The organism is Pseudomonas putida S13.1.2, from assembly GCF_000498395.2.
Lineage (GTDB): Bacteria > Pseudomonadota > Gammaproteobacteria > Pseudomonadales > Pseudomonadaceae > Aquipseudomonas > Aquipseudomonas putida_Q.
This window is the reverse complement of the sequence record NZ_CP010979.1, coordinates 6,166,718-6,192,890: the sequence shown is the minus strand read 5'-3', so window position 1 is coordinate 6,192,890 and position 26,173 is coordinate 6,166,718. Positions and strand designations below refer to the sequence as shown.

At 62.4% G+C, this 26,173-nt stretch carries 23 protein-coding genes and 1 pseudogene; 11 read left to right on the top strand and 13 right to left on the bottom strand.

Features of this window, described 5'->3' with window-relative positions; all coding sequences use genetic code 11:
- Window positions 1-8: 8 nt before the first annotated feature.
- The 4 genes from N805_RS27385 to pcaR all read right to left on the bottom strand — a co-directional run bounded on the left by N805_RS27385 (window position 9) and on the right by pcaR (window position 5,531).
- On the bottom strand, window positions 9-1,298 hold the full coding sequence (locus N805_RS27385) for an MFS family transporter (protein ID WP_016488882.1): 1,290 nt from the start codon (window positions 1,296-1,298) through the stop codon (window positions 9-11).
- A 185-nt stretch (window positions 1,299-1,483) separates the two neighbouring features.
- Window positions 1,484-2,686, bottom strand: coding sequence for a 3-oxoadipyl-CoA thiolase (pcaF, locus tag N805_RS27380; protein ID WP_019473392.1), 1,203 nt, complete (start codon window positions 2,684-2,686; stop codon window positions 1,484-1,486).
- A gap of 264 nt (window positions 2,687-2,950) precedes the next feature.
- Complete coding sequence (locus tag N805_RS27375; RefSeq protein ID WP_016498119.1) at window positions 2,951-4,297, bottom strand: MFS transporter; 1,347 nt, start codon at window positions 4,295-4,297, stop codon at window positions 2,951-2,953.
- 424 nt (window positions 4,298-4,721) lie between these two features.
- Complete coding sequence (gene pcaR, locus N805_RS27370) at window positions 4,722-5,531, bottom strand: pca regulon transcriptional regulator PcaR (RefSeq protein ID WP_033732052.1); 810 nt, start codon at window positions 5,529-5,531, stop codon at window positions 4,722-4,724.
- 542 nt (window positions 5,532-6,073) lie between these two features.
- On the opposite strand from pcaR, the gene N805_RS27365 reads away from it, so the two are divergent.
- Together N805_RS27365 and N805_RS27360 are read left to right on the top strand one after the other, a co-directional pair.
- Window positions 6,074-6,274 (top strand): hypothetical protein, encoded by a 201-nt coding sequence (locus tag N805_RS27365; RefSeq protein ID WP_016488886.1) that lies wholly within the window; start codon window positions 6,074-6,076, stop codon window positions 6,272-6,274.
- A gap of 311 nt (window positions 6,275-6,585) precedes the next feature.
- Window positions 6,586-8,058 (top strand): inorganic phosphate transporter, encoded by a 1,473-nt coding sequence (locus tag N805_RS27360; RefSeq protein WP_026034661.1) that lies wholly within the window; start codon window positions 6,586-6,588, stop codon window positions 8,056-8,058.
- A 168-nt stretch (window positions 8,059-8,226) separates the two neighbouring features.
- Here N805_RS27360 and N805_RS27355 read toward each other — a convergent pair whose 3' ends face one another.
- On the bottom strand, window positions 8,227-9,702 hold the full coding sequence (locus tag N805_RS27355) for a helicase HerA-like domain-containing protein (RefSeq protein ID WP_019471169.1): 1,476 nt from the start codon (window positions 9,700-9,702) through the stop codon (window positions 8,227-8,229).
- A gap of 170 nt (window positions 9,703-9,872) precedes the next feature.
- Between N805_RS27355 and N805_RS31380 the strand changes: the two are divergent.
- The 5 genes and pseudogenes from N805_RS31380 to N805_RS27335 all read left to right on the top strand — a co-directional run.
- Window positions 9,873-10,841, top strand: a pseudogene (locus tag N805_RS31380) (cache domain-containing protein); the annotation flags it as partial.
- A gap of 141 nt (window positions 10,842-10,982) precedes the next feature.
- Entirely contained in the window at window positions 10,983-11,747 is a 765-nt protein-coding gene (locus N805_RS31375) for a methyl-accepting chemotaxis protein (RefSeq protein ID WP_371262295.1), read from the top strand.
- Window positions 11,748-11,972: 225 nt separating this feature from the next.
- Window positions 11,973-13,094: a glycosyltransferase family 4 protein gene (locus N805_RS27345; RefSeq protein ID WP_019471171.1), complete on the top strand. Its 1,122-nt coding sequence runs from the start codon at window positions 11,973-11,975 to the stop codon at window positions 13,092-13,094.
- Window positions 13,087-13,851, top strand: coding sequence for a DUF2334 domain-containing protein (locus N805_RS27340; RefSeq protein ID WP_019471172.1), 765 nt, complete (start codon window positions 13,087-13,089; stop codon window positions 13,849-13,851). The genes N805_RS27345 and N805_RS27340 overlap by 8 nt, the downstream gene beginning before the upstream one ends.
- Entirely contained in the window at window positions 13,848-14,840 is a 993-nt protein-coding gene (locus N805_RS27335; protein ID WP_019471173.1) for a lysylphosphatidylglycerol synthase transmembrane domain-containing protein, read from the top strand. The genes N805_RS27340 and N805_RS27335 overlap by 4 nt, the downstream gene beginning before the upstream one ends.
- Window positions 14,841-15,127: 287 nt before the next feature.
- On the opposite strand, the gene purU is transcribed toward N805_RS27335, so the two are convergent.
- Entirely contained in the window at window positions 15,128-15,979 is an 852-nt protein-coding gene (gene purU / locus N805_RS27330; RefSeq protein WP_016488894.1) for a formyltetrahydrofolate deformylase, read from the bottom strand.
- Between the two features lie 284 nt (window positions 15,980-16,263).
- On the opposite strand from purU, the gene mvaT reads away from it, so the two are divergent.
- Window positions 16,264-16,641, top strand: a complete 378-nt coding sequence (gene mvaT, locus N805_RS27325) for a histone-like nucleoid-structuring protein MvaT (RefSeq protein WP_012273998.1) — start codon at window positions 16,264-16,266, stop codon at window positions 16,639-16,641.
- 73 nt (window positions 16,642-16,714) lie between these two features.
- On the opposite strand, the gene sbcB is transcribed toward mvaT, so the two are convergent.
- The 3 genes from sbcB to N805_RS27310 form a co-directional block, all read right to left on the bottom strand.
- Window positions 16,715-18,148: an exodeoxyribonuclease I gene (sbcB, locus tag N805_RS27320; protein WP_019471175.1), complete on the bottom strand. Its 1,434-nt coding sequence runs from the start codon at window positions 18,146-18,148 to the stop codon at window positions 16,715-16,717.
- 42 nt (window positions 18,149-18,190) lie between these two features.
- Window positions 18,191-18,550 carry a PilZ domain-containing protein gene (locus N805_RS27315; protein WP_016498107.1) on the bottom strand — a complete coding sequence of 120 codons (360 nt, stop codon included), beginning with the start codon at window positions 18,548-18,550 and terminating at the stop codon, window positions 18,191-18,193.
- A 123-nt stretch (window positions 18,551-18,673) separates the two neighbouring features.
- A complete protein-coding gene (locus N805_RS27310) occupies window positions 18,674-19,060 on the bottom strand; it encodes a tetratricopeptide repeat protein (protein WP_019471176.1) in 387 nt (128 codons plus the stop codon).
- A gap of 179 nt (window positions 19,061-19,239) precedes the next feature.
- Here N805_RS27310 and pyk point away from each other — a divergent pair, with 179 nt between their 5' ends.
- Window positions 19,240-20,694 (top strand): pyruvate kinase, encoded by a 1,455-nt coding sequence (gene pyk / locus N805_RS27305; RefSeq protein ID WP_019471177.1) that lies wholly within the window; start codon window positions 19,240-19,242, stop codon window positions 20,692-20,694.
- Window positions 20,695-20,729: 35 nt separating this feature from the next.
- Here the strand turns inward: pyk and N805_RS27300 are convergent, their stop codons facing one another.
- On the bottom strand, window positions 20,730-21,650 hold the full coding sequence (locus tag N805_RS27300) for an iron-sulfur-binding ferredoxin reductase (RefSeq protein WP_019471178.1): 921 nt from the start codon (window positions 21,648-21,650) through the stop codon (window positions 20,730-20,732).
- A 275-nt stretch (window positions 21,651-21,925) separates the two neighbouring features.
- Between N805_RS27300 and N805_RS27295 the strand changes: the two genes are divergently transcribed.
- The gene (locus tag N805_RS27295; protein WP_016498103.1) at window positions 21,926-23,449 is read left to right on the top strand and encodes a fumarate hydratase; all 1,524 of its coding nucleotides are present in this window, start codon (window positions 21,926-21,928) and stop codon (window positions 23,447-23,449) included.
- A gap of 43 nt (window positions 23,450-23,492) precedes the next feature.
- On the opposite strand, the gene N805_RS27290 is transcribed toward N805_RS27295, so the two are convergent.
- Both N805_RS27290 and N805_RS27285 read right to left on the bottom strand, forming a co-directional pair.
- The gene (locus N805_RS27290; protein WP_019471179.1) at window positions 23,493-24,365 is read right to left on the bottom strand and encodes a carbon-nitrogen hydrolase family protein; all 873 of its coding nucleotides are present in this window, start codon (window positions 24,363-24,365) and stop codon (window positions 23,493-23,495) included.
- Entirely contained in the window at window positions 24,362-24,952 is a 591-nt protein-coding gene (locus N805_RS27285; RefSeq protein ID WP_019471180.1) for a GNAT family N-acetyltransferase, read from the bottom strand. The genes N805_RS27290 and N805_RS27285 overlap by 4 nt, the downstream gene beginning before the upstream one ends.
- Before the next feature lie 115 nt (window positions 24,953-25,067).
- Here N805_RS27285 and N805_RS27280 point away from each other — a divergent pair, with 115 nt between their 5' ends.
- Window positions 25,068-25,466: a nuclear transport factor 2 family protein gene (locus N805_RS27280; protein ID WP_019471181.1), complete on the top strand. Its 399-nt coding sequence runs from the start codon at window positions 25,068-25,070 to the stop codon at window positions 25,464-25,466.
- A gap of 124 nt (window positions 25,467-25,590) precedes the next feature.
- Here N805_RS27280 and N805_RS27275 read toward each other — a convergent pair whose 3' ends face one another.
- Window positions 25,591-26,169, bottom strand: a complete 579-nt coding sequence (locus tag N805_RS27275) for a DJ-1/PfpI family protein (protein ID WP_019471182.1) — start codon at window positions 26,167-26,169, stop codon at window positions 25,591-25,593.
- Window positions 26,170-26,173 lie beyond the last annotated feature (4 nt).

Genomic DNA, 26,173 nt, shown 5'->3' with positions numbered 1-26,173 from the left:
CCACGTCCTTAGTCATCGTGGTGCAGGTACGCGGCCTGCTTCGGCAGGCGCAGGCTGAACAGGAAGGCAATCGCCATCATGGCCGTCACGTACCAGTAGAAAGTGTTTTCCATGCCCAGGGTCTTCAGGCCCAGGGCCACGTACTCGGCGGAGCCGCCAAAGGCCGCGTTGGCCACTGCATAGGCCAGCCCCACACCCAGCGCACGCACCTGTGGCGGGAACATCTCGGCCTTCACCAGGCCGCTGATCGAGGTGTAGAAACTGACAATACACAACGCCAGGCTGATCAGCACGAAGGCCATGAACGGACTGGTGACTGTTTTCAGCGCCATCAGCAGCGGCACAGTGCACAGGGTACCGAGCGCGCCAAACAGCAGCATGGAATTGCGCCGGCCGATGCGGTCGGACAGCATGCCGAAGAACGGCTGCAGCACCATGAACAGGAACAGCGCGCCGGTCATCACGTAACTGGCGTTTTTCGCCGTCATGCCGGCGGTGTTGACCAGGTACTTCTGCATGTAGGTGGTGAAGGTGTAGAAGATCAGCGAGCCGCCAGCGGTGTAGCCCAGCACGGTAATGAAGGCAGCCGCATGGTTGCGGAACAGGCCACCAATCGAACCTGCATCCTTGTCATTGCGGGTTTCGGCGCTGCTGGTCTCGTGCAGCGAGCGGCGCAACATCAACGAGATCAGGGCGGCAATGGCCCCTACCACGAATGGAATGCGCCAGCCCCAGGCCCGCAGTTCATCTTCAGTCAGCAGCTGCTGCAGGATCACCACCACCAGCACGGCCAGCAACTGGCCGCCAATCAGGGTGACGTACTGGAACGAGGCAAAGAAGCCACGCTGCCCACGCAGGGCCACTTCACTCATGTAGGTGGCGGTGGTGCCGTATTCGCCACCCACCGACAGGCCCTGGATCAGGCGGGCCAGCAACAGCAGCGCCGGGGCCCAGGTGCCGATGCTGCCGTAAGTGGGCAGGCAGGCGATCATCAGGGAGCCGAAGCACATCATCAGCACCGAGATCATCAGGGAATTCTTGCGACCATGGCGGTCAGCGAGGCGGCCGAAGATCCAGCCACCGATGGGGCGCATCAAAAAGCCTGCGGCGAACACACCGGCCGTGTTCAACAGCTGCACGGTAGGGTCGTCGGAGGGGAAGAAGGCCGGGGCGAAGTAGATAGCGCAGAAGGCGTAGACGTAGAAGTCGAACCATTCCACCAGGTTGCCAGATGAGGCACCGACGATAGCGAAGATGCGCTTGCTGCGTTCTTCGCCGGTGTAATAGGTTGAGGTCATGACGGTTTTACTCCTGGAGGGTCCTAGGTAAGTCTAGACATACCTGGTAACACACTCGTTCCGCTATCTGGCTGGCAATTGGCCCTACGTCTGACAGGTCCGGCCTCTTCGCGGGTAAACCCGCTCCCACAGGGGTTGCGTGGATCCCTGTGGGAGCGGGTTCACCCGCGAAGAGGCCGGTAAGGTCACACCCGCTCGATGGCCAGCGCCAGACCTTGGCCGACACCCACACACATGGTCGCCAGGCCCTTGCGCCCGCCGCTTTTCTCCAGCTGATGCAGCGCAGTCAGCACCAGGCGTGCACCGCTCATGCCCAGCGGGTGCCCCAGGGCGATTGCGCCGCCATTAGGGTTCACCTGCGGCGCATCGTCGGCCACACCCAGCTCACGCAGCACCGCCAGGCCTTGGCTGGCAAAGGCTTCGTTAAGCTCGATAACGTCGAAATCACTCACCGCCACACCCAGGCGCTCGGTCAACTTGCGCACCGCCGGCACCGGGCCAATGCCCATCACCCGTGGTGCAACACCGCCGCTGGCCATGCCCAGTACCCGGGCACGCGGGGTCAGGCCGTGCTTCTTCACCGCCTCTGCCGACGCCAGGATCAGCGCCGCAGCACCGTCGTTCACGCCCGACGCGTTGCCGGCGGTGACAGTCTTGTCCGGGCCGTTGACCGGCTTGAGCTTGGTCAGCGCCTCCAGCGTGGTTTCCGGACGCAGGTGCTCGTCACGCTCGACGATGGTTTCACCCTTCTTGTGGGCAATGCGCACCGGCACGATCTCTTCGGCGAAGAAGCCAGCAGCCTGGGCGGCGGCAGCTTTTTGTTGGCTGCGCAGGGCGAAAGCGTCCTGGTCAGCGCGCGAAACCTGATAGTCGTCGGCCACGTTGTCGGCGGTTTCCGGCATGGAGTCCACACCGTACTGGCTCTTCATCAGCGGGTTGATGAAGCGCCAGCCGATGGTGGTGTCTTCAAGCTTCATGTTGCGCGAATAACCGCTTTCAGCCTTGCCCATGACGAACGGTGCGCGCGACATCGACTCGACGCCGCCGGCAATCACCAGCTCCATTTCGCCGCTGGCGATGGCACGGAAGGCGGTGCCGATGGCATCCATGCCCGACGCGCACAGGCGGTTCAGGGTGACGCCCGGGATGCTTTCCGGCAGGCCGGCCAGCAGCAGCGCCATGCGCGCCACGTTGCGGTTGTCTTCACCGGCCTGGTTGGCGCAGCCGAAGAACACTTCATCAACCTGGTCCCACTGCACAGCAGGATTGCGCTCGATCAGCGCTTTGAGTGGCACGGCAGCCAGGTCGTCGGCACGCACACCCGCCAGGGCGCCGCCGAAGCGGCCGATCGGGGTGCGGATGGCGTCACAGATAAATACGTCGCGCATTAGGCTTCTCCTGCCACTGGCCATGGGCCGCGGCGGTACGTTTGGAGGCTACTGGTCAGGGTGCTTCGATGGGCTCAGATTAAGGAGAGTGGCGGTAGGCTTACAATCCGATAATCGACTATTCGTGCGATTATCGAACCATTTGTTGCACTGCTACTTATCTGCATGCCGGGGCTATTGCGCAGCCCTATCGCGACACAAGGCCGCTCCATGCAGGAACAGCCTTGTGCTGCGAATGGCCAACAAAGCGACCCGCCCCGCTCCTCAGGTCGCGTCGGCGTGGCTCACCAGCCCTTTCACAATCACCCCTACGGTCGCCAGTGCCGCTGGCACCAGCAACGCCGTAAGCACCTGCTCGAAGTTCCAGCCCAGGCCCAGCAGCGTCGCGCCGCTCCAGGCCCCGAGAATCGCACCGAAGCGGCCGATACCCAGCATCCACGATACACCCGTGGCACGGCCTTGGGTCGGGTAGAAGCGTGCTGCCAGCGACGGCATCGCCGACTGCGCACCGTTCACGCACATACCCGCAATCAGCACCAGGGTGGCCAACACGGTGATGTTGCCCAGGCTCTGCCCTACGGCGTAGGCGAACACCCCGGCCAGCAGGTAGAAAATGCCGATTACCTTGTGCGGGTTGTAGCGGTCCATGGCCCAACCCACACCCACGGCACTCAACACGCCGCCGAACTGGAACAGCGCACCGATGAACGCGGCCTGCTCCATGCTCGCACCGCTGTCACGCATCAAGGTTGGCAGCCAGCTGGTCAGGAGGTAGACGATTACCAGGCCCATGAAGTAGGTCAGCCACAGCAGCATGGTGCCCAGGCCATAAGTGCCGGAGAAGATCACCGCGAATACGCTGCGCGCGGCCACGGCCTTTTGCTCTGGCACGCTGAAGCTACCCGCCTCGGCCACCACCTGCGGCGCAATGGGCGAAAGGGTCTTGCGGATCTTGTCGGTACCACGGTTGCGCACCACCAGGAACCGCGCCGACTCCGGCAACCACACCATCAACACCAGCGCCAGCAGCAGTGGCAGCACGCCGCCGATTACCAGCAGGCTGTGCCAGCCATAGGCCGGGATCATCTTGGCGGAAATGAAGCCACCACCGGCCATGCCCAGGTTGAAGCCGCAGAACATGCTGGTCACCAGCAGCGACTTGAGGCGTTCAGGGGTATATTCGGACAGCAGCGTGGTGGCATTGGGCATGCCGGCACCCAGGCCCAGGCCGGTCAGGAAGCGCAGCACCAGCAACTGGTCGACGTTGGTGGCATAGGCCGAGGCCAGGCTGAAACCGCCAAACACCAGCACCGCGCCCACCAGCACGCCTTTGCGGCCGAAGCGGTCAGCCAACGGCCCGGAGCCCAAGGCACCGAACACCATGCCGATCAATGCGGCGCTCATCACCGGGCCCAGGCTGGCCCGGTCGATACCCCACTCCTGCGACAGCGCCGGGGCGATGAAGCCCATGGCGGCAGTGTCCAGGCCATCGAGGAAGACGATCAGGAAGCACAGCAACACGACCCGCCACTGGTAGCGGGACAGCGGCTGCTGATTGATGAACGACTGGACGTCGAGGCTTTTGCCGACGCTGTTTTGCGCTTGGTTCATTGTTGTTATCCAGAATGTAGGGCACAGCCAGACCACTGCACACGGGCAACCGGCACAGAGGACGATGATTGGGAAATATGGCCTGCGTCAGCCTGGATATAACGGTGCTGCGTGCGGGTGCGGCCGCAGCAGCAAGTGGACAGTATTCATGGTAAGTGCCTCTTGTATTTTTTGTTCGGTCGGCTTGGCCGACCGTTGCGAGAGACATTAATCAGCGGGCGGCGGTGGCGCAATTCGCCCGGAGCAACACTGTGCGTTTATCGCACAAGAAACCGTTTTGCCTGTTCTAAATGTGAAAGGGGGCGCTCCGCGCCCCATTCGCCGGCAAGCCAGCTCCCACAGGTATTGCGCATTCGCGGCTTTCACAGTTTCCGTGGGAGTTCGGCTTGCCGACGATTGGGCCGCTTTGCGGCCCCCTGCAATCTCAGCCAAACAACTGATGGCAAAGGTCCCGGCTGGCCGCCAGCAGGATCGGCAGGAAGCGCTGTTCCAGCTCACTGCGTGTCACCCGCCCCACATGGGTGCTCACGTTCAATGCCGCCAACACCTGCCCCGAAGCGTCATAGATCGGCACTGCAATCGACCGCAGCCCTTGCTCCAGCTCCTGGTCCACCACGCACCAGCCTTGGGCGCGCACCTGCTGGATACAGGCGAACAGTGACTCGGGGTCATGCAGGGTACGGCTGGTGCGTGCCTTCAGGTCGGCACGCTCCAGGTATTCACGCAGGCTGGTGTCGTCCATGGCCGCCAGCAGGATGCGCCCCATCGATGTGCAGTAGGCCGGCAGGCGCCCGCCCACAGACAGGTCGACCGATATCAGCCGCTCCACCGTGGCCGAACGCGCTATATAAAGAATGTCGTCGCCTTCAAGAGTGGCCATGTTGGCGGCTTCGTGCAATTGGTCACTGATGCGGTCCAGATAAGGCTGGGCCGAGATCGCCAGTGGCGTCGAAGACAGGTAGGCGTGCCCCAGCGTCAGCACCTTGGGCAGCAGCGAATAGGTACGCCCGTCGGAGGTGGCGTAACCCAGCTTGATCAGCGTGTGCAGGCATCGGCGCACCGCTGCGCGGGGGATTTCGGTGCGGTGGCTGATCTGGGCGATGGTCAGGTGGCGCTTGCGCTCCTGAAAGGCCTGAATCACGGCCAGGCCACGCGCCAGGGAAGTCATGAAGTCTGGATCGCCGGTAAATGCCTGGATGCGCTTGGCCGGGGAAGCCACGATCGGCGGCGCCATGGCCGCCGAGGCGGGTCGCGCCGGCTCTGCATTGACCGAATCGTTGACCAGGGTTTCGTCACTCATCGCACACCTCAAAAAAAACGCCCACTCGTGCGATTATCGAACAAACGGCCGATAATCGCAATTGACCGCTGACACTTTTGCTTATACCTTTCTCATGCCACTTGTGGCTTCTTTGGAGAGACTGGTCAGGTACCCACCGTAGAAGTCCCCAGGCAACGGCCTCGCCTTTTGGCGAGGCCGTTTTTCATTCGGGCGTTGCCCCCGGCATTGCAGCGAACTTTTATCCGCGATGCCTTTCAAACTTGTACGAAGCGTCCGAACTGTTCCCGGCACCTGCCACTAGTTGCGTCAGATGCTGTCAGGGTTGGGTAAATAACAATGTTCGGCGAATTATCGGTTGCTATAATCGAGGGCGCAGGCCCCGACACGGGCAGGGTAATGGAACCTTCCCGCTATGTAGCCGTTGCGGCCTGCAGGGCATGTGCATGTTGCACGACGCATAACAACAGTCATCACACTTAATTCAGGTACTGCATGTGACGAAAGATGAACTGCGCGCAGAACTCGAGCGCCAGGCTGAACGTTACAAGGATGTTTACGGTGGCGAAGTCACCACTTACGCCGCACAACCGGACCCGGAACGCAAACCTTGGCGCAAGCGTGCCAGCGTGCGCGACCAGGCGTTCAACCAGGAACTGGAACGCATCGAAAAGGAACTGCGCAGCGACAATCCCTGACCTGGGACCACGCCAGCGCGTCGCCGCCCGGCCAGCCCGGGCGCGGTCGATCTTTACCGCCTGACCGATGATGAAATGGAATTACACAAATTTCATACGATCGTTTGAATACTGACGGCACGGCCATTTCTTTGATTTTTAGGCTGTTTTAGCCACGCTTTGCGCTTTTTAGCTGACATTTCCTAGCCTGAATACCCCTGCTCACACCGGGTGCTCACGCCATGAAGATTGCCTTCGGTCTGTAGCAGGTGCATCGATTGCCAAGGTTTTCTGGCATAATCCCGCCCCCCTATACCCGCCAGACAACCTTCATGATCGATTTATTCAGCGGACTGGATGCCTGGGTGTTGGTGAGCCTGCTGCTCGCCTTGACCTTCGTACTCGCCTTCGAGTTCATCAATGGCTTTCATGACACCGCCAACGCGGTAGCTACAGTCATCTATACCAAAGCCATGCCGCCGCACCTCGCCGTGTTCTTCTCCGGCGTGTTCAACTTCCTTGGCGTTCTGCTCGGCGGTGTGGGGGTGGCCTATGCCATCGTGCACCTGCTGCCAGTAGAGCTGCTGATCAATGTGAACACCGGACACGGCCTGGCCATGGTCTTCTCGCTGCTGGCTGCGGCCATCACCTGGAACCTGGGTACCTGGTACTTCGGCATCCCCGCCTCCAGCTCGCACACGCTGATCGGCTCCATTCTCGGTGTCGGCCTGGCCAACGCCCTGATCAACGACATCCCGCTGGGTGATGGCGTCAACTGGCAGAAGGCAATCGACATCGCCATGTCGCTGGTGGTTTCGCCAATGGCCGGCTTTGCCGTTGCAGCCCTGGTGCTGATCGGCCTGAAGTGGTGGCGCCCGCTGTCGAAGATGCACAAGACCCCCGACCAGCGCCGCAAGCTCGACGACAAGAAGCACCCGCCATTCTGGAACCGCATGGTCCTGGTGGTTTCGGCCATGGGCGTGAGCTTCGTGCACGGCTCCAACGACGGCCAGAAAGGCATCGGCCTGATCATGCTGGTGCTGATCGGTATTGTCCCGGCCAAGTTCGTACTCGACCTGAACAGCACCACCTACCAGATCGAGCGTACCCGCGACGCGACCCTGCACATGAGCCAGTTCTACCAGCGCAACGCCGCCACCCTGGGCGACTTCCTGGCACTGGGCAAGGCCAAGTCCAGCGACCTGCCGGAGAAGTTCAGCTGCAACCCGCAGCAGACCGAGCCGACCATCGCCGCGCTGCAGTCCTCGCTTCAGGGCGTGACCGACTACCACAGCCTGGATGCCGACAAACGCGTTGAAGTGCGCCGCTACCTGCTGTGCCTGGATGACACCGCGAAAAAGGTTGGCAAGCTGCCAGGCCTCGACGCCCGTGAAAAGGCCGACCTGGAAAAACTGCGCAAAGACCTTACCGCCACCACTGAGTACGCGCCGTTCTGGGTGATCGTGGCCGTTGCACTGGCCCTGGGCCTGGGCACCATGGTTGGCTGGAAGCGTGTGGTACTGACCGTTGGTGAGAAGATCGGCAAACAGGGCATGACCTATGCCCAGGGCATGTCGGCACAGATCACGGCGGCCTGCGCCATCGGCATGGCCAACGTGTTCGCCTTGCCGGTATCGACCACCCACGTGCTGTCGTCCGGTGTGGCCGGCACCATGGTCGCCAACAAGAGCGGCCTGCAAGGCGGCACGGTGAAGACCATCCTGCTGGCCTGGGTCCTGACCCTGCCGGCCTCGATGGGCCTGGCGGCCGGCCTGTTCTGGCTGGCGTCCAAAGCCATTGGCTGAGTGATACCGCAATAGAAAAAGGCGCCTCATGGCGCCTTTTTCATAGGGGGCATTCCTGTACCGGCCCTATCGCCGGCAAGCCAGCTCCCACAGGTACCGCACCGCCCACCAGGCCTGTGCAGTACCTGTGGGAGCTGGCTTGCCGGCGATAGGGCCGGTACAGGAAAACTACCTTTTCTTGCCCCCCAGCAAAGATCCCATCAACCCGCGCACCAGTTGCCGCCCCAACTGGTTGGCTGCTTGGCGCACGGCCGACTTGATCGCCTGCCCCGCCGCCCCCTGCAAGAAGTCGCCGGCCTTGTCGGCAAAGCTCTCTTCATCCGCCTTGGGTTGCGGCGCCGGCTCCACCGCCTCGCCCTTGCGCTGGGTGAGCATTTCATAGGCCGACTCACGGTCCACCGGCCTGTCATAGCGCCCCGTCAGCGGCGAAGCAGCAATCAGCGCAGCGCGCTCGGCGGCACTCAACGGCCCGATACGCGATTGCGGCGGAGCAACCAGCACCCGCTGCACCATGGCGGGCGTGCCCTTTTCCTCCAGCGTCCCCACCAACGCCTCGCCAATCCCCAGTTCGGTCAGCACCGCCAGGGTGTCGAACGCCGGGTTCGGGCGAAAGCCATCGGCCACCGCCCTCAGCGACTTCTGCTCCTTGGCGGTAAACGCCCGCAAGCCATGCTGAATGCGCAAACCCAACTGGGCCAGTACTGCATCCGGCAAGTCACCCGGTGACTGGGTGACGAAAAATACCCCAACGCCCTTGGAGCGGATCAGCCGCACCACCTGCTCCAGGCGGTCCTGCAGGGCTTTGGGTGTACCGTTGAACAGCAAGTGCGCTTCATCGAAGAACAACGCCAGTACCGGCTTGTCGGCATCACCTCGCTCGGGCAACTGCTCGAACAGTTCGGCCAGCAGCCACAACAGGAAGGTCGCGTAAACCTTGGGCGCTTCATGCACCAGCCGGCTGGCGTCGAGCAGGTGGATGCGCCCACGGCCATCGGAGTCCGGCCGCAGCAGGTCTTCAAGCTGCAACGCCGGCTCGCCGAACAGCGCCTCGGCGCCCTGCTGTTCCAGGGTCGCCAGCCGCCGCAACAACGCCTGGGTGGAGGCCGTTGTCATCAGCGCACTGTCTTCACCCAGCAATTGTGGGTTGTCCTTCAGGTGCGCGAGCAGCGCCTTGAGGTCCTTGAGGTCCAGCAGCAACAGGCCCTCACGGTCGGCCACCTTGAATGCCGCATACAGCGCCGCCTGCTGGCTGTCGGTCAGTTCCAGCAGGTTACCCAGCAGCAACGGCCCCATTTCACTGAGGGTAGTGCGCAGCGGGTGGCCGGACTGCCCGGCGATGTCCCAGAGGCTTACCGGGTAGGCCTGGGGCGTGTGCCCCAGCCAGGGCATGCCGGCGATTCGCTCGGCCACCTTGCCCTGCGGCGCCCCGGCAGCCCCCAGCCCGCACAAATCACCTTTGACATCGGCTGCGAATACGGCCACGCCTGCGTCGCTGAACGTTTCTGCCAGGTGTTGCAAGGTCACGGTCTTGCCGGTGCCCGTCGCGCCCGCCACCAGGCCATGGCGGTTGGCCAGCCGCATCGCCTGCCCGACTGGCTGGCCATCTGGGCCAGCCCCCACAACTATGGTCAAAGTTTCCGACATCTCTGTAATCCTCTGCTCAAGCTTTGCCTTAATTCGGCCGATACCTTGGGGTGATATTCGCCTTAATTAGAGAGGAACAACCGAAAAGGGACTTTTCGGGATGTTGCACTGCTTTGCGGCTCCACCCGTGCGAACGCCTGATATAACACCTTAGCGGAACCGATTACGCCATGAACAAAAGCCTTCGTTTCAGCCACAAGATTCTTTTGGCAGCATCATTGATCGTGATACTCGCCTTCAGCCTGTTCACGCTCTACAACGATTACCTCCAGCGTAATGCGATCCGCGAGGACCTGGAAAACTATCTGGCTGAAATGGGCGCCTCCACTTCGACCAACATCCGCAACCTGTTCGACGGCCGTATCAAGCTGGTGGAAAACCTGGCACAGAACATAGCCCAGGACCCAACCAACGCTGAAACCCTGATGGGCCAGAATGCGCTGGTTTCCAGCTTCCTTACCGTTTACCTGGGCAAGGTGGACGGCGGCTTCAGCGTGCGCCCGGACGCAAAAATGCCCGAGGGCTACGATCCGCGCACCCGCCCCTGGTATAAGGACGGCATGAACGCCGCCGGCGCGACGCTGACCGAACCGTACATCGACATGACCACCAACAAGATGGTCATTGGCATCCTCAGCAAGGTCTCCAGCAGTGTCGGCGTGGTCGGTGGCGACCTGGCCCTGGACGGCCTGGTGCAGATCATCAACTCGCTGAACTTCGGCGGCATGGGCTACGCGTTCCTGGTCAACGACCAGGGCAAAATCCTGGTGCACCCTGACAAAGACATGGTGATGAAGTCGCTGTCGGACCTGTTCCCGCAGCACACGCCAAAACTGACCGGTGAGTTGACCGAAGTGCAAAGCGAAGGCCAGGCCCGCCTGCTGACCTTCACCCCGATCACCGGCCTGCCTTCGGCCAACTGGTACATCGGCCTGTCGGTGGACAAGGACAAGGCCTTCTCGATGCTCAGCACCTTCCGCACCTCGGCGGTGATCGCCACGGTGGTGGCAGTGGTGATCATCATCGGCCTGCTCGGCCTGCTGATCAGCGTGCTGATGCAGCCGCTGCACACCATGACCCGCGCCATGGAAGACATCGCCGAGGGTGAAGGCGACCTGACCAAACGCCTGCGCATTCACAACCACGACGAGTTCGGCATCCTGGGCACCGCCTTCAACCGTTTCGTCGAGCGCATCCACAGCTCGATCAGCGAGGTGTCCTCGGCCACCGAACAGGTCAACGAAGTGGCCCTGCGTGTCATCAGCGCCTCCAACTCGTCGATGACCAACTCTGACGAACAGTCCAACCGTACCAACAGCGTGGCCGCCGCCATCAACGAACTCGGCGCCGCCGCTCAGGAAATCGCCGGCAACGCCGCTCAGGCGTCGCAGCATGCCAGTTCGGCTCGCCTGCTGGCCGAAGAGGGGCAACAAGTGGTCGAGCGCAACATTGCGGCAATGAACCGCCTGTCCGACCTGATCGTCAGCTCCAGCGGGCACATCGAGACGCTGAACAACAAGACCGTCAACATCGGCCAGATCCTCGAAGTGATCACCAGTATTTCCCAGCAAACCAACCTGCTGGCGCTGAACGCCGCCATCGAAGCAGCCCGTGCCGGTGAAGCAGGCCGTGGTTTTGCCGTGGTGGCCGATGAGGTGCGCAACCTGGCGCACCGCACCCAGGAATCGGCGCAGCAAGTGCAGACCATGATCGAAGAGCTGCAGGTTGGTGCCCGCGCGTCGGTCGAGACCATGGACCAGAGCCAGCGCCACAGCCAGGACAGCGTGCAGATCGCCAACCAGGCCGGTGAGCGACTGGACAGCGTCACCGTGCGCATCAGCGAGATCGACGGCATGAACCAGTCGGTGGCCACCGCCACCGAAGAGCAGACCGCCGTGGTCGAAGCGATCAACATGGACATCAACGAGATCAACATGCTCAACCAGGAAGGCGTGGAGAACCTGCAAGCCACCCTGCGCGCCTGCTCGGACCTTGAGCAGCAGGCCGGCCGCCTGAAGCACCTGGTGGGCAGTTTCCGCATCTAAGGGCAGACCGCGTCGCCTGTTTCGCGGGCACGCCCCGCTCCCACAGAGGCTCGTACATACCTCAAGGTCTGTGCAGCCTTTTTGGCAGCGGGCGTGCCCGCGAACAAACCCACACCACTCCCCAGCCTTGGGCCGTCAAACCCCGATCGAACAAACTATCCTTCACACAGGTCAACCTGTAGGCGCGTCATCGCCGGATGACAGACCGAAGATGATCCTGGAGGGATGCTGATCGTGCACATCGCCGACATCACCATGTTCTACGCCCCGGCCAGCGGCGGCGTACGTACCTATCTTGATGCCAAACACCGCCGCCTCGACGCCATTCACGGAGTACGCCACAGCCTGCTGATCCCCGGTGCCAGTGCACAGCACGCCGATGGCATCTATCAGGTACCCGCCCCGCCGCTGCCATTCGGCAAGGGTTACCGCTTCCCGGTGCGCCTGGCCCCCTGGTGCAGTGAACTGCGCCGGCTCAGGCCCGACCTGATCGAAGTCGGCGACCCCTACCTGACCGCCTGGGCAGCCCTGGAGGCACGCCGTCAACTCGATGTGCCGGTAATCGGCTTCTACCATTCCGACCTGCCGTTGTTGGTCAGCAACCGCATGGGCAACTGGTTCACGCCCAATGTCGAGGCCTATGTCAGCAAGCTGTACGGCAATTTCGACCGGGTACTGGCACCCAGCCAGGTCATGGCCGACAAACTGCGCCGCCTGGGTGTGCGCGATGTGCATGTGCAGCGCCTGGGCGTGGACCTGGCCACCTTCAACCCTGACCAGCGCGACCCGCACCTGCGCGCGGAGCTGGGCATAGCCGACACCACCCGCCTGCTGATCTATGCAGGCCGCGGCTCGCGGGAAAAGAACCTGCCAGTGCTGCTCGACTGCATGCAACAGCTGGGTGGCGCCTACCACCTGTTGCTGGTGGGCTCGAACATGCCGGCCAACGTGCCGCGCAACGTCAGCGTGATCAACCACTTCTGCCCTGCGCCGGAAGTTGCCCGACTGCTGGCCAGTGCCGACTTGCTTGTACACGCCGGGGACCAGGAAACCTTTGGCCTGGTCATTCTTGAAGCGATGGCCAGCGCCACCCCCGTGGTCGCCGTGCGCGCCGGTGCCTTCGGCGAAATCGTCAACGAACAGTGTGGGCGCCTGTGCCGTCCCAACGATGGCCAGGCCATGGCGGCGGCCGTGCGCGAGGCGTTCGAAGCCGGCGTACGCAAACTCGGGGCGCAGGCCCGCCACCACGTGGAGCAGCATTATTCATGGGACAACGTAGTCTGCGGCCTGCTGCAGCACTACCACGCGGTGCTCGGCCATCCCCTGCAGGTGCGTGCCCATGGCTGAGGTACGGCCGGCATCACGCAGCCTGATGCTGGTGCTGCATGATGTTGCGCCCGAGACCTGGCCAGACTACCAACCCTTCGTCGAGGCCGTTGACACCCTCGGTGGCATCCCCATGACTTGGCTGGTGGTGCCGGACTTTCACCAGCGCAACCTGCTGCTGCGTTCACCCACCTTCTGTCGTCTGCTTGACCGGCGCCTGGCCCAAGGCGACGAACTGGCCTTGCACGGTTATTACCATGCTGACAACGGCCCGCCGCCACGCACGCCCGGCGATTACTTCATGCGCCGTATCTACACCCACGAAGGTGAGTTCTACGGCCTTGACCAGCAGCAGGCCCTGCAACGGCTGGAACGCGGCCTGGCACTGTTCCACCAGCACGGTTGGCCTGTAGCCGGCTTTGTCGCGCCAGCCTGGCTGATGAGCGAAGGCACCCGCCAGGCCCTGCGCCGCCTGCCCCTGCGTTACACCAGCACACCGCAGCACCTGTACCGCTTGCCGGACTTCACCGCGATCGAAGCCCCGGGGCTGGTGTGGAGTGCCCGCAGCGCCTGGCGCCGTGGGCTTTCCAGGGTACTGTGCGACTGGCAATGCCACCGTTGGCGCAACGCCGAGACCCTGCGTCTGGGCCTGCACCCGGTGGACATGCGCCACCGTACATCGCGTGACTATTGGCTGAACACCTTGCGCAGCTTGCTGGCTCAAGGCCGCGAGCCACTGACCAAGTCGGCCTGGCTGGACCGCAAGGCCAACGCATGAACCGCCTGGCCTGGCTTGGCCTGGCGCTGCTCGCTGCCATGCTGGTGCCGATCCTGCTCGGTGGCAGCGAGCTGCTGCCGAGGCTACAACGCTTCGACCCTGTGCTGATGCTCACCCTGCTGGGCATGATCCTGCTGTGCTGGGCCATCAACGCCATCCGCTTGCGCCTGTTGCTCGGCCAGCAAGGTGCCAGGCTTGGGCCCCTGCGTAGCTTGGGCGTGGTAATGGCCACCGAATTTGCCATCTGCACCACCCCCGGCGGCAGCGGCGGGCCCTTGACCCTCATGGCCCTGCTGGCGCGTGACCGCATCAGCCCGGCACGCAGCGGCGCTGTATTCGCCATGGACCAGTTGAACGACCTGGTGTTCTTCTTCTGCGCCATGCTGGCGATAGCCGGCTACGCGCTGTTCCACAGCCTGGGGCGCAGCCAGGAAAGCATGTTGCTGGGCAGTGCGCTGTTACTGTGCACTGCACTGGCCGGGCTGGCGGGGCTGCTGCGCTACCGCCGTCAGGTAATGCGCTTGAACGGCAGGCTACTGCGGCGCCTGGGCATGAGCCAGCAGCGCAAACGCCACTGGGCACGCAAACTGTTGCACTTCATCCACGCCCTGGCGCAGACCTGGCAACTGCCCAAGCGCACGCTCACCCTTGTGTTCACCCTGACCTGCGCCCACTGGGGCCTGCGTTACAGCGTGTTGTATCTGGTCTTGAGGGGGTTGGGGGTGGACCTGGCCTGGATCCCCAGTTTTCTGGTGCAGATGCTGTCGCTCAGTGCCGGCCAGTTCAGCCTGCTGCCAGGCGGCGCCGGTGCCGCCGAGCTGACTTCGGCCAGCCTGCTGACGCCATGGGTGGGCAGTTCGACCGCAGCGGCGGCGATCCTGATATGGCGGGCAGTTACTTACTACTTTTATCTGCTGGCGGGTGGGCCGGTGTTTGTGTGCCTGCTGGCGCGTCCGTTGCTGGAGCGCTGGCGGCGTCAGGCGGGTTGAGCTGTTGCCAGAGTTCGGCAGCGCCGGGGAAGTCGGTGCCGTCAGCATCCTCCAGGGCATCGGGGTCGTAGCGGGCCAGGCAACCTTCGCCAAGGGTGGGAGGTGGTGAGGCGGTGGGGGTGTTGCGTTGTTTGGCCATCAGTGTTCCTTTCAAGATTGCCGGGGGCGCTTTGCGCCCCTTTCGCCGGCAAGCCAGCTCCCACAGGGACTGCACATGACTTGAAGTCTATGCGCTTCAAGTGGGAGCTGGCTTGCCGGCGATGGGCTGCAAAGCAGCCCCTGCATCATCAATCGAAAACGACAGTCTTGTTGCCATGTACCAGGACCCGGTCTTCCAGGTGATAACGCAGGCCACGGGCCAGCACCATCTTTTCCACATCACGGCCAAAGCGGACCATGTCCTCGATGCTATCGGCATGGCTGACACGCACCACGTCCTGCTCGATGATCGGGCCGGCGTCCAGCTCTTCGGTAACGTAGTGGCAAGTCGCGCCGATCAGTTTCACGCCACGCAGGGCGGCCTGGTGGTAGGGCTTGGCACCGACGAACGACGGCAGGAAGCTGTGGTGAATGTTAATCACCTTTTCAGCAAAGTCCCGGCACAGTTGCGGCGGCAGGATCTGCATGTAACGGGCCAGCACCACCACATCGGCGGCGTGCTCCTGGACCAGGCGCGACACTTCGGCAAAGGCCGGTGCCTTGTCCTTGGGGTCGACCGGCACGTGGAAGAACGGAATGCCGTGCCACTCGACCATACTGCGCAGGTCGTCGTGGTTGGAAATCACGCATGGGATCTCGCAATCCAGCTCATCGGTGTGCCAGCGGTGCAGCAGGTCGGCCAGGCAGTGCGACTCGCGGCTGGCCATCAGTACCACGCGCTTTTTCTGCGCCGAGTCGGTAATACGCCAAGTCATGGAGAACTCTTCGGCGATGGGCGCAAACGCTTCGCGGAAGGCTTCGATACCGAACGGCAGCGATTCGGCGCGGATCTCATGGCGCATGAAGAACCAGCCGCTCTGCTCATCAGAATGGTGGCTGGCTTCGTTGATCCAGCCATTGTACAAGGCCAGGAAATTACTGACTTTCGCCACGATGCCTACACGGTCGGGGCAGGCGATCACCAGACGATAGGTGCGCATGAATGAGACTCCAGAACTTCGCAAAGACGCCTATTCTAGCGGCCCGCCCGAAAAAACGCAGTATTGATCGCAGGCGCGATGACGTATGCCGGTCGCCATACGCGGCGCAGGCATTGTCTGACAGACATGACGAAATACAGGGGTTTTAAGTAAATTTTTGTTCACGCAGAGAAATGTTGTCACAGCTTAATTAACAGTTAATTGCCCAATATCATGTTTACTTGCGGGTATCGCCTGTCTATTATTGCCCCACACATTTCTGAACACGCATTAAGGAACTCTCCATGTCCCTGATCAACGAGTACCGCGCTACCGAAGAAGCCATCAAGGAACTTCAGGCCCGCCTGGCCAACCTGTCGCAGGATGACAAGCTGAAGAAAGAACTGGAGTTCGAAGGCAAACTACGCACGCTGATGGGCGAGTACTCCAAGTCGCTGCGCGACGTGATTGCCCTGCTCGACCCAGAGTCGAAACTGAGCAAGGCACCTCGCGGCGCAGTCAAGACCACTGCTACCAAACGCGCGCGCAAGGTCAAGCAATACAAAAACCCGCACAACGGTGAAGTGATCGAAACCAAAGGCGGCAACCACAAGACCCTGAAAGAGTGGAAAGCCACTTGGGGTGGTGATGTGGTCGAGAGCTGGGCAACCCTGCTGGACTGATTGTCCGCATTCGCCTTTTGCTTAACGCAACAAAAACGCCGGCCTATTGCCGGCGTTTTTGTTTGCCCTGCTGTCAGCCAATTGCAAATTGTTCCTGCAATTGCCGGGCATGCATTTGCCAAGCTTCCAGCACACGCCGGCCCGCCTCGTCAGCGCCCTCCCAGGCTTGCTGACGCGCCTTCTCGAAGTCGCCCAGCGTATTGGGTGCTCCCCACTGCGGGTCACTCAGGCGCTGCTGACAGAAGCCATACCAGCGCTGGCGTTCTTCGCGGGTCAAGGTTTCTGGGAAGTTACGCGCCCGATAGCGGAACAGCAATTCCGGTAAACGCGGGTCATCGAACATCCACTGCCCATGGCCCAACTGCGCGGGTTCCAGCGTACGCACTTGCTCGCATAAACGGCGGTCGCGGTCCCCCACAAAACCGTCATACAACTGTTGTTCCGGGTCTTCACTTGGGGCGAAGTCATCCTTGCCGTAGATGTGCGCCAGCTTGTCTTGCCATTGCGCCTGTTGATTAGCCAACTCTTCGCCGCGCAATTGTAACAACGTCAAGTCCAGGCCCAATCGTTGTTGATCGGCCGGGCGCAATACCGACAGTGGCGCCAGTACCGGGCAGCGATTGATCTGCACCAGTTTGAGCGGCACCGGTAATTCACCCTCGGCCAGCGCTTCGTGACGGGTATACAAGCGCTGGCGTAGATCCTCAGCACTTTCCCGTAGTAACGGTAGGGATTCCTGATGCAAGTCGCAGACGATCAGCGCATTGCGATTACGCGGGTGCCAGGCTAATGGCAATACGACACCCAGGTAATTACGCGCCGCCGAAAAGCGCCCGGATATATGCACCAGTGGCTGCAACAAACGGATCTGCTCCATCACTTTATGCTTGCTGCGCAACTGGAAGAGCCAGTCATACAACTTGGGCTGTTTTTGCCGAATCAGACGGGCCAGGGCAATGGTTGCCCGCACGTCGGAAAGCGCCTCGTGGGCATGCCCATGGTCAATGCCATTGGCCTTGCTCAGCAGTTCAAGGCGCAAGCTGGTGCGCCCATCCTGTTGCGGCCATTGAATACCGTCAGGGCGCAAGGCGTAGGCGGTTCGCACGATGTCGATCAGGTCCCAGCGGCTGTTGCCGCCCTGCCACTCCCGTGCGTACGGGTCGAAAAAATTACGGTACAAACTGTAGCGGGTCACTTCATCGTCGAAGCGCAGGGTGTTGTAGCCAGCGCCACAGGTACCCGGCTGCGCCAGTTGCGCATGCACCCGGGTCATGAACTCGGCCTCGCACAGGCCTTGTTCGGCCAGCAATTGCGGGGTGATGCCAGTCACCAGGCAAGCCGCCGGGTGTGGCAGGATGTCGTCGGAAGGCCGGCAATAAAGGCTGATCGGCTCGTCGATTTCGTTAAGGTCGAAATCGGTGCGCACGCCGGCCACCTGCAACGGCCGGTCGCAACGCGGGTTGATGCCGGTGGTTTCGTAGTCGTGCCAGAAAATGCTTGAGGTCACGGGGTCGTCCTGTATCAAGGTCGACCCGATTCTAGCGCAGCCTCAGACAGAAGCGTTGGCAGGAAGGAAACTGAAATAATCGCGCAGTGAGCGCACGAACTCGTCAAATTCGCGGGGGGCCTGCAACAGCATGAAGCCCGAATCGTAGTGCCCGGGCGTCTGGTCTTCGCGGCACCACAGGCAACTGGCGGTCAGGTTGACGAACTGATGCCCGCCGCCGACCAGCGGCAAGCGCAATTGCAGTTCGTAATCGGGCCCTACCAGCACAGGCAGCTGGCTGATTACCATCAGGCCATCCTCGGAGGCATTACCCAGCTGGCCGATTTCTTGACCGGTAAAACGGTTGAATACCTTGAGGACGCAAGGCAGTTGATGGCGTTCGATGTGGCGCTTGTTGAACATGATCGCGAGTGTATTCCGTACCTGATGCCAGGAATACAAGGTACTGGCGGTTGTTGTAACAGCTGAGTTACAGATTAGCGCAGGGCGCGCCGCAAATCTCGTGAAATAAATCACACCTTGGTGTTATCGCCAAGGTGTGGTCGTCACCGGGTTGGCCACAGCCGCTTCGCCGCTACGGCCATGGCCAAGTTTTTCAAGAGTCTGCAGGCGCGCCCGGGCACGATAGGCGTACTCGTTGCCCGGGTACTTCTGGATCAGGTACTGGTAAGTCTGCGCGGCGTCCACGTAAAGCGCCTGGCGCTCCAGGCACTGGCCACGCAGCAGCGACACCTCCGGATGGATGAACGGCCGCGAACGGCTGGTGCGGTCGACCTGCGACAGCTCCAGCATGACCCGTGCGCAGTCGCCACGGTCGTAGGCGCGGTAGGCATTGTTCAGGTGGTGGTCCATGGACCAGCGGGTGCAGCCGACGGCGCTGGCCGCCAGGGCTAAAACGATCAGGGCTCGCATGGGTATCTCCTTTGATGCCTGTGTATCGGCCAACGCCCACAAATCTTCACAGGCTTTTGCAAGCATACCCCGACCGTTCAAATGCCACCCTGCCTTGGTCGCAGGTAGTGCAACGGAACAATGACTACAGCGAGATTCAGGAGTAGCCTTTCGCTGCGCTTCACTATAGGAGTCTGTGCATGACCATCCGCCGTACCAAAATCGTCGCCACCCTTGGCCCCGCCAGCAACTCGCCGGAAGTGATCGAGCAACTGATCCTTGCCGGCCTGGACGTGGCACGCCTGAACTTCTCCCACGGCACCCCGGACGAGCACAAGGCCCGCGCTCGCCTGATCCGTGACATCGCCGCCAAGAACGGCCGCCATGTCGCGCTGCTGGGCGACCTGCAGGGTCCGAAGATCCGCATCGCCAAGTTCGCCAACAAGCGCATCGAATTGAAGATCGGTGACACGTTCACCTTCTCCACCGCCCACCCGCTGACCGAAGGCAACCAGGACATCGTCGGTATCGACTACCCCGACCTGGTCAAGGACTGCGGCGTCGGTGACGAACTGCTGCTCGACGATGGCCGTGTGGTCATGCGCGTCGAAACCGCCACTGCAGATGCCCTGCACTGTGTGGTGATCATCGGTGGCCCGCTGTCGGACCACAAAGGCATCAACCGTAAAGGTGGCGGCCTGACCGCGCCGGCCCTGACCGAAAAAGACAAGGCCGACATCAAGCTTGCCGCGGAAATGGACCTGGACTACCTGGCCGTTTCCTTCCCGCGTGACGCCAGCGACATGGAATACGCACGCAAGCTGCGTGACGAGGCCGGCGGCAGCGCCTGGCTGGTGGCCAAGATCGAACGCGCCGAAGCGGTTGCCGACGACGAAACCCTCGACAAGCTGATCGCCGCCTCCGACGCGGTGATGGTTGCCCGTGGCGACCTGGGTGTGGAAATCGGCGACGCCGAGCTGATCGGCATTCAGAAAAAGATCATTCAGCACGCCCGCCGCAACAACAAGGCGGTGATCGTGGCGACCCAGATGATGGAGTCGATGATCCAGAACCCGATGCCGACCCGCGCTGAAGTGTCCGACGTGGCCAACGCCGTGCTGGACAACACCGATGCGGTGATGCTGTCGGCCGAAAGTGCTGCCGGTTCCTACCCGATCGAAGCCGTACAGGCCATGGCGCGGATTTGCCAAGGTGCCGAAAAGCACCCGACCAACCAGAAGTCCAGCCACCGCCTGCACACCACCTTCGAGCGCTGCGACGAAAGCATCGCCCTGGCGGCCATGTACACCGCCAACCACTTCCCGGGCGTGAAGGCGATCATCGCCCTGACCGAAAGCGGCTACACCCCGCTGATCATGTCGCGCCTGCGTTCGCACGTGCCGATCTTCGCCCTGTCGCCGCACCGCGCTACCCAGGCTCGCGTCTCGATGTTCCGCGGGGTCTACCCGATCGCCTTCGACCCGGCCTCGCTGCCGGCCGACAAGGTAAGCCAGGCGGCAGTCGACGAACTGCTCAAGCGCGGCCTGGTGGAACAGGGTGACTGGGTAATCCTGACCAAAGGTGACAGCTACCACACCATCGGTGGCACCAACGGCATGAAAATCCTGCATGTCGGTGATCCGCTGGTCGGCTGATCTACCCCGGGGGCCGCGTTGCGGCCCCTTCTCATTCAGGCATGCTCGACAAACACATCGGCAAACACCTGGTTCCTTGGCACACCTGCAATAAATAGACGCCGCGCAAACCGCTCCACACTTGTCGGCGAGCCACACACCAGTGCAACCGTCTGCCGTGATGACGGCCGTAATGCCGCGAGCGCTTGATCAAACTGCTCTGCTTGCACCAACTCGACACTCACACCCTCCATCGCCTGCAACGGCTCAGCCAGGTAATGTTGAACGTGGCCATGCGCCACATGCATCACCCTGATCTCCCCCCGATGCCCCTGGCGCATCGCCTCGCGCAAAATGCCCCACAAGGGCGCAAGCCCGGTACCCGCCGCCAGCAACCAGAGCGGTCGCCCTTGCCAGTCCGGGTCATAATGCAACGCTCCGCCCCTGAGCTCCCCCAGGCGCATCGCGTCGCCAACCTTCAACCCTCGGGCCTTGTCGCAAAAAGCACCTGGCCGCTGGCAGTCGATATGAAATTCAAGGAAGTCGTCTTCCCCCGGCAGGCTTGCCAACGAATAGGGCCGCGCTACCGCCCCGCTCCACAACACCACATGCTGGCCCGCCTGGTATCGCAGCGCTCGCACCGGGCGCAGGCGCAGGCGTAACACGTCACCGAACCAGTCCAGTGCGCAAACCTGTGCGGGGATACCATCCTGCTGCGGGTCGAACACCGCCACGCGCAGGTCACCCACTACCCGGCACTGGCAAGCCAGTCGCCAGCCCTGGGCGTGTTTATCCAGCGCCAATGCCTCGGGCAAGGCGTCCGCTGGCAGCCCGTCCAGGCAATGCACCAGGCAGGCATGGCAACTGCCGGCGCGGCAGCTGTAGGGCACATTCAACCCAGCCTCGTTCAGGGCATCGAGCAGGTTGCTGCCAGTCGGCACCGCCCAGCGGCGCTCGCCCACGCAAATTTCGGGCATGTTCAGGTATCTCTTCCCGCTTCAGATTGTTGGGGGCGCTTTGCACCCCATCGATTCTACGGCCAGCCGCGCAACCCGGCAGCAAAAAGGATGCCTGCCCACTGCCGACCATCGTCCACACCGGCCAAAGGTGTGCCCGGCACAGATGCGCGCTATACTGCCGCGCCTTTTTCCGTCGGCCTGACCTGCCGGCGCCTTGCAAGGCGTTTCGACATGCTGGTCGGCACCGTCGAGCGTCTTTATGAATGTTCCCGTCTTTAAGAGGAGCGCGCTGCATGACCGTGATCAAGCAAGACGACCTGATTCAGAGCGTCGCCGACGCCCTGCAATTCATCTCGTACTACCACCCCGTCGATTTCATCCAGGCCATGCACGAGGCCTATCTGCGTGAAGAGTCGCCTGCTGCGCGCGATTCCATCGCCCAGATCCTGATCAACTCGCGCATGTGCGCCACCGGCCACCGCCCGATCTGCCAGGACACCGGTATCGTCACCGTGTTCGTGCGCGTGGGCATGGACGTACGCTGGGACGGCGCCACCCTGAGCGTCGACGACATGATCAACGAAGGTGTGCGTCGCGCCTACAACCTGCCTGAAAACGTGCTGCGTGCTTCGATCCTGGCCGACCCGGCCGGTGCGCGCAAGAACACCAAGGACAACACCCCGGCAGTGATCCACTACTCCATCGTCCCCGGCGACAAGGTCGAGGTCGATGTCGCAGCCAAAGGCGGCGGCTCGGAGAACAAGTCGAAGATGGCCATGCTCAACCCGTCCGACTCGATCGTCGACTGGGTACTGAAGACCGTCCCGACCATGGGCGCTGGCTGGTGCCCGCCTGGCATGCTGGGCATCGGCATCGGCGGTACCGCCGAAAAAGCCGCCGTCATGGCCAAGGAAGTGTTGATGGAATCCATCGACATCCACGAACTGAAAGCCCGTGGCCCGCAGAACCGCCTGGAAGAAATTCGTCTGGAGCTGTTCGAGAAGGTCAACCAGCTGGGCATCGGCGCCCAGGGCCTGGGTGGCCTGACCACCGTGCTCGACGTCAAGATCATGGACTACCCGACCCACGCCGCGTCGCTGCCGGTGTGCATGATCCCCAACTGCGCCGCCACCCGACACGCCCACTTCGTGCTTGATGGCTCCGGCCCGGCCGAACTGGAAGCGCCGTCGCTGGACGCCTACCCGGAAATCGTCTGGGAAGCCGGCCCAAGTGCCCGCCGCGTCAACCTCGACGACATCACCCCGGAAGAAGTTGCCAGCTGGAAACCGGGCGAAACCATTTTGCTCAACGGCAAGATGCTGACCGGCCGCGACGCCGCCCACAAGCGCATGGTCGAAATGCTCAACCGGGGCGAAGAATTGCCGGTGGACCTGAAAGGCCGCTTCATCTACTACGTAGGCCCGGTCGACCCGGTCGGTGACGAAGTGGTAGGCCCAGCTGGCCCGACCACCGCTACCCGCATGGACAAGTTCACCCGCCAGATCCTCGAGCAGACCGGCCTGCTGGGCATGATCGGCAAGTCCGAGCGTGGCCCGACCGCCATCGAAGCGATCAAGGACAACAAGGCCGTGTACCTGATGGCCGTTGGCGGCGCTGCCTACCTGGTGGCCCAGGCCATCCGCAAGTCGAAGGTCCTGGCCTTCGCCGAGCTGGGCATGGAAGCGATCTACGAGTTCGACGTCAAGGACATGCCGGTTACCGTTGCCGTAGACAGCAACGGTGAGTCGGTACACATCACTGGCCCTGCCCTGTGGCAGAGCAAGATTGCCGAGAGCCTGGCCGTCGAAGTGAAGTAAGCCTGATGTAACAGCGGCGCCTGCTGTGCGGGCGCCGCTGTCTTCACAAGATTCTGTCAAACTGCTCCGGCCAGTCCCTGCGGGTAAACACCTGCCCTTCCCGCCTCACCCGCCGCACTTCCTCCAGGTCCACCTCACACACCAGCCACTGGCTGCACGCCGGGCTCAGTGCCTCGCTCAACGCTACCACCCCATCCCCCGGCATCCCGTGATCCGGTGGAACGAACAACCCTGCTCGCCCGATATTCTCGTCCAGCGCCGGCGACCACGGCGCATGCCCCACCGTAGGGCTCTGCAACACCGCAATCTGGTTCTCCAAAGCCCGCGCCTGGGCGCCGATGCGTACCCGGTGGTAACCCGCCTCGGTATCGGTACAGCTGGGGGCCAGGATCAGGTCGGCACCCGCCTCGGCCAGGTGCCTGGCCAGCATGGGGAATTCATTGTCATAACAGATCAGGAAGCCCAGGCGCCCCAACTCGGTGTCGAATACCTGCAGGCCCTGGCCCGCAGCGATGCCCCACTGTTCGCGTTCGAACCGGGTCATCATCAGCTTGTCCTGATAGCCAAGCACACCCTTGGGGCCGAACAACCAGGCTCGGTTACGGTACCGCCCATCGCTGTCCAGGACCGGCACGCTGCCCGGTTGCAGGTAGATTCCCCAGCGCCGGGCAAGGCTTTCGCACAGCGCCCTCCATGGCTCGATCAACGGCTGGATGCCGGCAATCGAAGCCTTCAGGTCACCCCGTTGCTCGGCACTCAGCTGGCCGCTCAACACCAGACCGGCGTATTCGGGCAGCAGCAGCAAGCGTGCGCCCGCCTCCACGGCCTCGGCGCACAGGCCCTGCAGGTGGTCGGCGTAGGCGTCCCAGGTTTCATGCAGTTCGATGGCGTACTGGCAGGACGCCAGGCGGATCATATCGGCAGTTCCTTCAGCCAGAACGACATCAGCTTGTCGGAGCTTTCCTGTTCATCCAGGTCGCGCCAGGCGTAGGTGGTGCGCAATGACGGGTCATGCAGGAAGCCGCGGTTGCGCCAGAAGCCGTGCAATGGCTTGTAGTCCGCTGGCCTTCGCGGGTGCACGCCTGGCCGCTCCACCGCGCAGAACGCGCAATAATCGAACTCGGCCAGTTTGTGCGCGTAGGATTCGCGTTCGATGAAAAAGCGCACGCCCAGGCCCTGGCCGCGGTACTCCGGCAACACCAGCGACTCGCCAAAGTAATACACGCTGGCCGGGTCGCGCCCCTGGGCCAGAAACGGTTGCTGGAACTCGGGGGCGACATCCACCAGCGGCAGGCCAGTGGACGCGCCAACCACCTTGCCGTCGTCCAGCGCCAGCACCACCAGGCTACGCCCGGAGCGGGCATAGCCGGCCAGGTAGTCAGCCTCGTACTCCGGGGTACCGTCGTAAAGGTAGGGAAACTCGCGAAACACGCTAAGGCGCAGGCGAGCGAGGTCATCGATGTATGGCGCGATAGCGGCGCCGTGCAACAGGCGTATTTCCATGCTTGGCGGTCGTTTTGTCGATGTGGATGACGCGCTCGGCTAAGCCGGGCTTGAGGGGAAACCCTATCATCCGAGGCAGCGACCCGCCTTCTCCCTACACGACAGGTATTGTTCCATGACCGCTACCGAACTGGTAAATGCTTACTACGCCGCGTTCAACGCCGGTGACATGCCGGGCTTTCTCGCCCTGCTCAGCGAGGACGTGATCCACGACATCAACCAGGGCGAGCGGCAGATGGGCAAGGCCCGGTTTGCCACGTTCATGGACAAGATGAACCGCTGCTACCGCGAACGCCTGGCCGATATCGTGGTGATGCAGAACGCCGAGGGCAGTCGCGCGGCGGCGGAGTTCACCGTGCACGGCGAATACCTGGGCGATGACGAAGGGTTGCCGGCAGCAAACGGGCAGACCTATGTGCTGCCAGCGGGGGCGTTTTTCTATATCCACTGCGGCAAGATTGCCCGGGTGACCAACTACTACAACCTCAATGACTGGGTCGAGCAGGTTGCCTGAAGCCTGTTTGAGCCGTTTTGGCTGCACCGTCCTCTTCGCGGGTAAACCCGCTCCCACAGGGATTCACTGAACCTGAGAGGTGTGATGAACCTGTGGGAGCGGGTTTACCCGCGAAGGGGCCCTGTCAGGCGATACGAGTACCCAGCACCTTCAAAAATGCCGCCAGCCACGCCGGGTGCGCTGGCCATGCCGGTGCGGTCACCAGGTTGCCATCCACATGCGCCTGGTCCACCGCGATGTCGATGAACGTGCCGCCCGCCAGACGCACCTCCGGCGCACACGCCGGGTATGCGCTGCATTCGCGCCCCTCCAGCACACCCCCCGCGGCCAGCAGCTGGGCACCATGGCACACCGCCGCAATCGGCTTGCCAGCCTGGTCAAATGCCCGCACCAGCGCCAGCACTTTATCATCCAGGCGCAGGTACTCCGGCGCACGGCCGCCCGGGATCAGCAGCGCGTCGTAACTCTCGGCCCGTACCCGCACAAAGTCATAATTCAGGGCAAAATTGTGCCCCGGCTTTTCGCTGTAGGTCTGCTCACCCTCAAAATCATGGATGGCAGTGCGCACGGTCTGCCCCGCCAGTTTCTCCGGGCACACCGCATGCACCGTGTGGCCCACCATGCTCAAGGCCTGGAACGGCACCATCGCCTCGTAATCCTCGACGTAGTCGCCCACCAGCATAAGAATCTTCTTCGCCGTCATCGCA

Excerpts from the sequence above, each read along its gene's own strand:
- N805_RS27385 (WP_016488882.1), bottom strand. The coding sequence starts at position 1,298 with ATGACCTCAACCTATTACACCGGCGAAGAACGCAGCAAGCGCATCTTC.
- pcaF (WP_019473392.1), bottom strand. The coding sequence starts at position 2,686 with ATGCGCGACGTATTTATCTGTGACGCCATCCGCACCCCGATCGGCCGC.
- N805_RS27375 (WP_016498119.1), bottom strand. The coding sequence starts at position 4,297 with ATGAACCAAGCGCAAAACAGCGTCGGCAAAAGCCTCGACGTCCAGTCG.
- pcaR (WP_033732052.1), bottom strand. The coding sequence starts at position 5,531 with ATGGCGCCGCCGATCGTGGCTTCCCCGGCCAAGCGCATCCAGGCATTT.
- N805_RS27360 (WP_026034661.1), top strand. The coding sequence starts at position 6,586 with ATGATCGATTTATTCAGCGGACTGGATGCCTGGGTGTTGGTGAGCCTG.
- N805_RS27355 (WP_019471169.1), bottom strand. The coding sequence starts at position 9,702 with ATGTCGGAAACTTTGACCATAGTTGTGGGGGCTGGCCCAGATGGCCAG.
- N805_RS31375 (WP_371262295.1), top strand. The coding sequence starts at position 10,983 with ATGACCAACTCTGACGAACAGTCCAACCGTACCAACAGCGTGGCCGCC.
- N805_RS27345 (WP_019471171.1), top strand. The coding sequence starts at position 11,973 with ATGCTGATCGTGCACATCGCCGACATCACCATGTTCTACGCCCCGGCC.
- N805_RS27340 (WP_019471172.1), top strand. The coding sequence starts at position 13,087 with ATGGCTGAGGTACGGCCGGCATCACGCAGCCTGATGCTGGTGCTGCAT.
- N805_RS27335 (WP_019471173.1), top strand. The coding sequence starts at position 13,848 with ATGAACCGCCTGGCCTGGCTTGGCCTGGCGCTGCTCGCTGCCATGCTG.
- purU (WP_016488894.1), bottom strand. The coding sequence starts at position 15,979 with ATGCGCACCTATCGTCTGGTGATCGCCTGCCCCGACCGTGTAGGCATC.
- mvaT (WP_012273998.1), top strand. The coding sequence starts at position 16,264 with ATGTCCCTGATCAACGAGTACCGCGCTACCGAAGAAGCCATCAAGGAA.
- N805_RS27315 (WP_016498107.1), bottom strand. The coding sequence starts at position 18,550 with ATGTTCAACAAGCGCCACATCGAACGCCATCAACTGCCTTGCGTCCTC.
- N805_RS27310 (WP_019471176.1), bottom strand. The coding sequence starts at position 19,060 with ATGCGAGCCCTGATCGTTTTAGCCCTGGCGGCCAGCGCCGTCGGCTGC.
- pyk (WP_019471177.1), top strand. The coding sequence starts at position 19,240 with ATGACCATCCGCCGTACCAAAATCGTCGCCACCCTTGGCCCCGCCAGC.
- N805_RS27300 (WP_019471178.1), bottom strand. The coding sequence starts at position 21,650 with ATGCCCGAAATTTGCGTGGGCGAGCGCCGCTGGGCGGTGCCGACTGGC.
- N805_RS27295 (WP_016498103.1), top strand. The coding sequence starts at position 21,926 with ATGACCGTGATCAAGCAAGACGACCTGATTCAGAGCGTCGCCGACGCC.
- N805_RS27290 (WP_019471179.1), bottom strand. The coding sequence starts at position 24,365 with ATGATCCGCCTGGCGTCCTGCCAGTACGCCATCGAACTGCATGAAACC.
- N805_RS27285 (WP_019471180.1), bottom strand. The coding sequence starts at position 24,952 with ATGGAAATACGCCTGTTGCACGGCGCCGCTATCGCGCCATACATCGAT.
- N805_RS27280 (WP_019471181.1), top strand. The coding sequence starts at position 25,068 with ATGACCGCTACCGAACTGGTAAATGCTTACTACGCCGCGTTCAACGCC.
- N805_RS27275 (WP_019471182.1), bottom strand. The coding sequence starts at position 26,169 with ATGACGGCGAAGAAGATTCTTATGCTGGTGGGCGACTACGTCGAGGAT.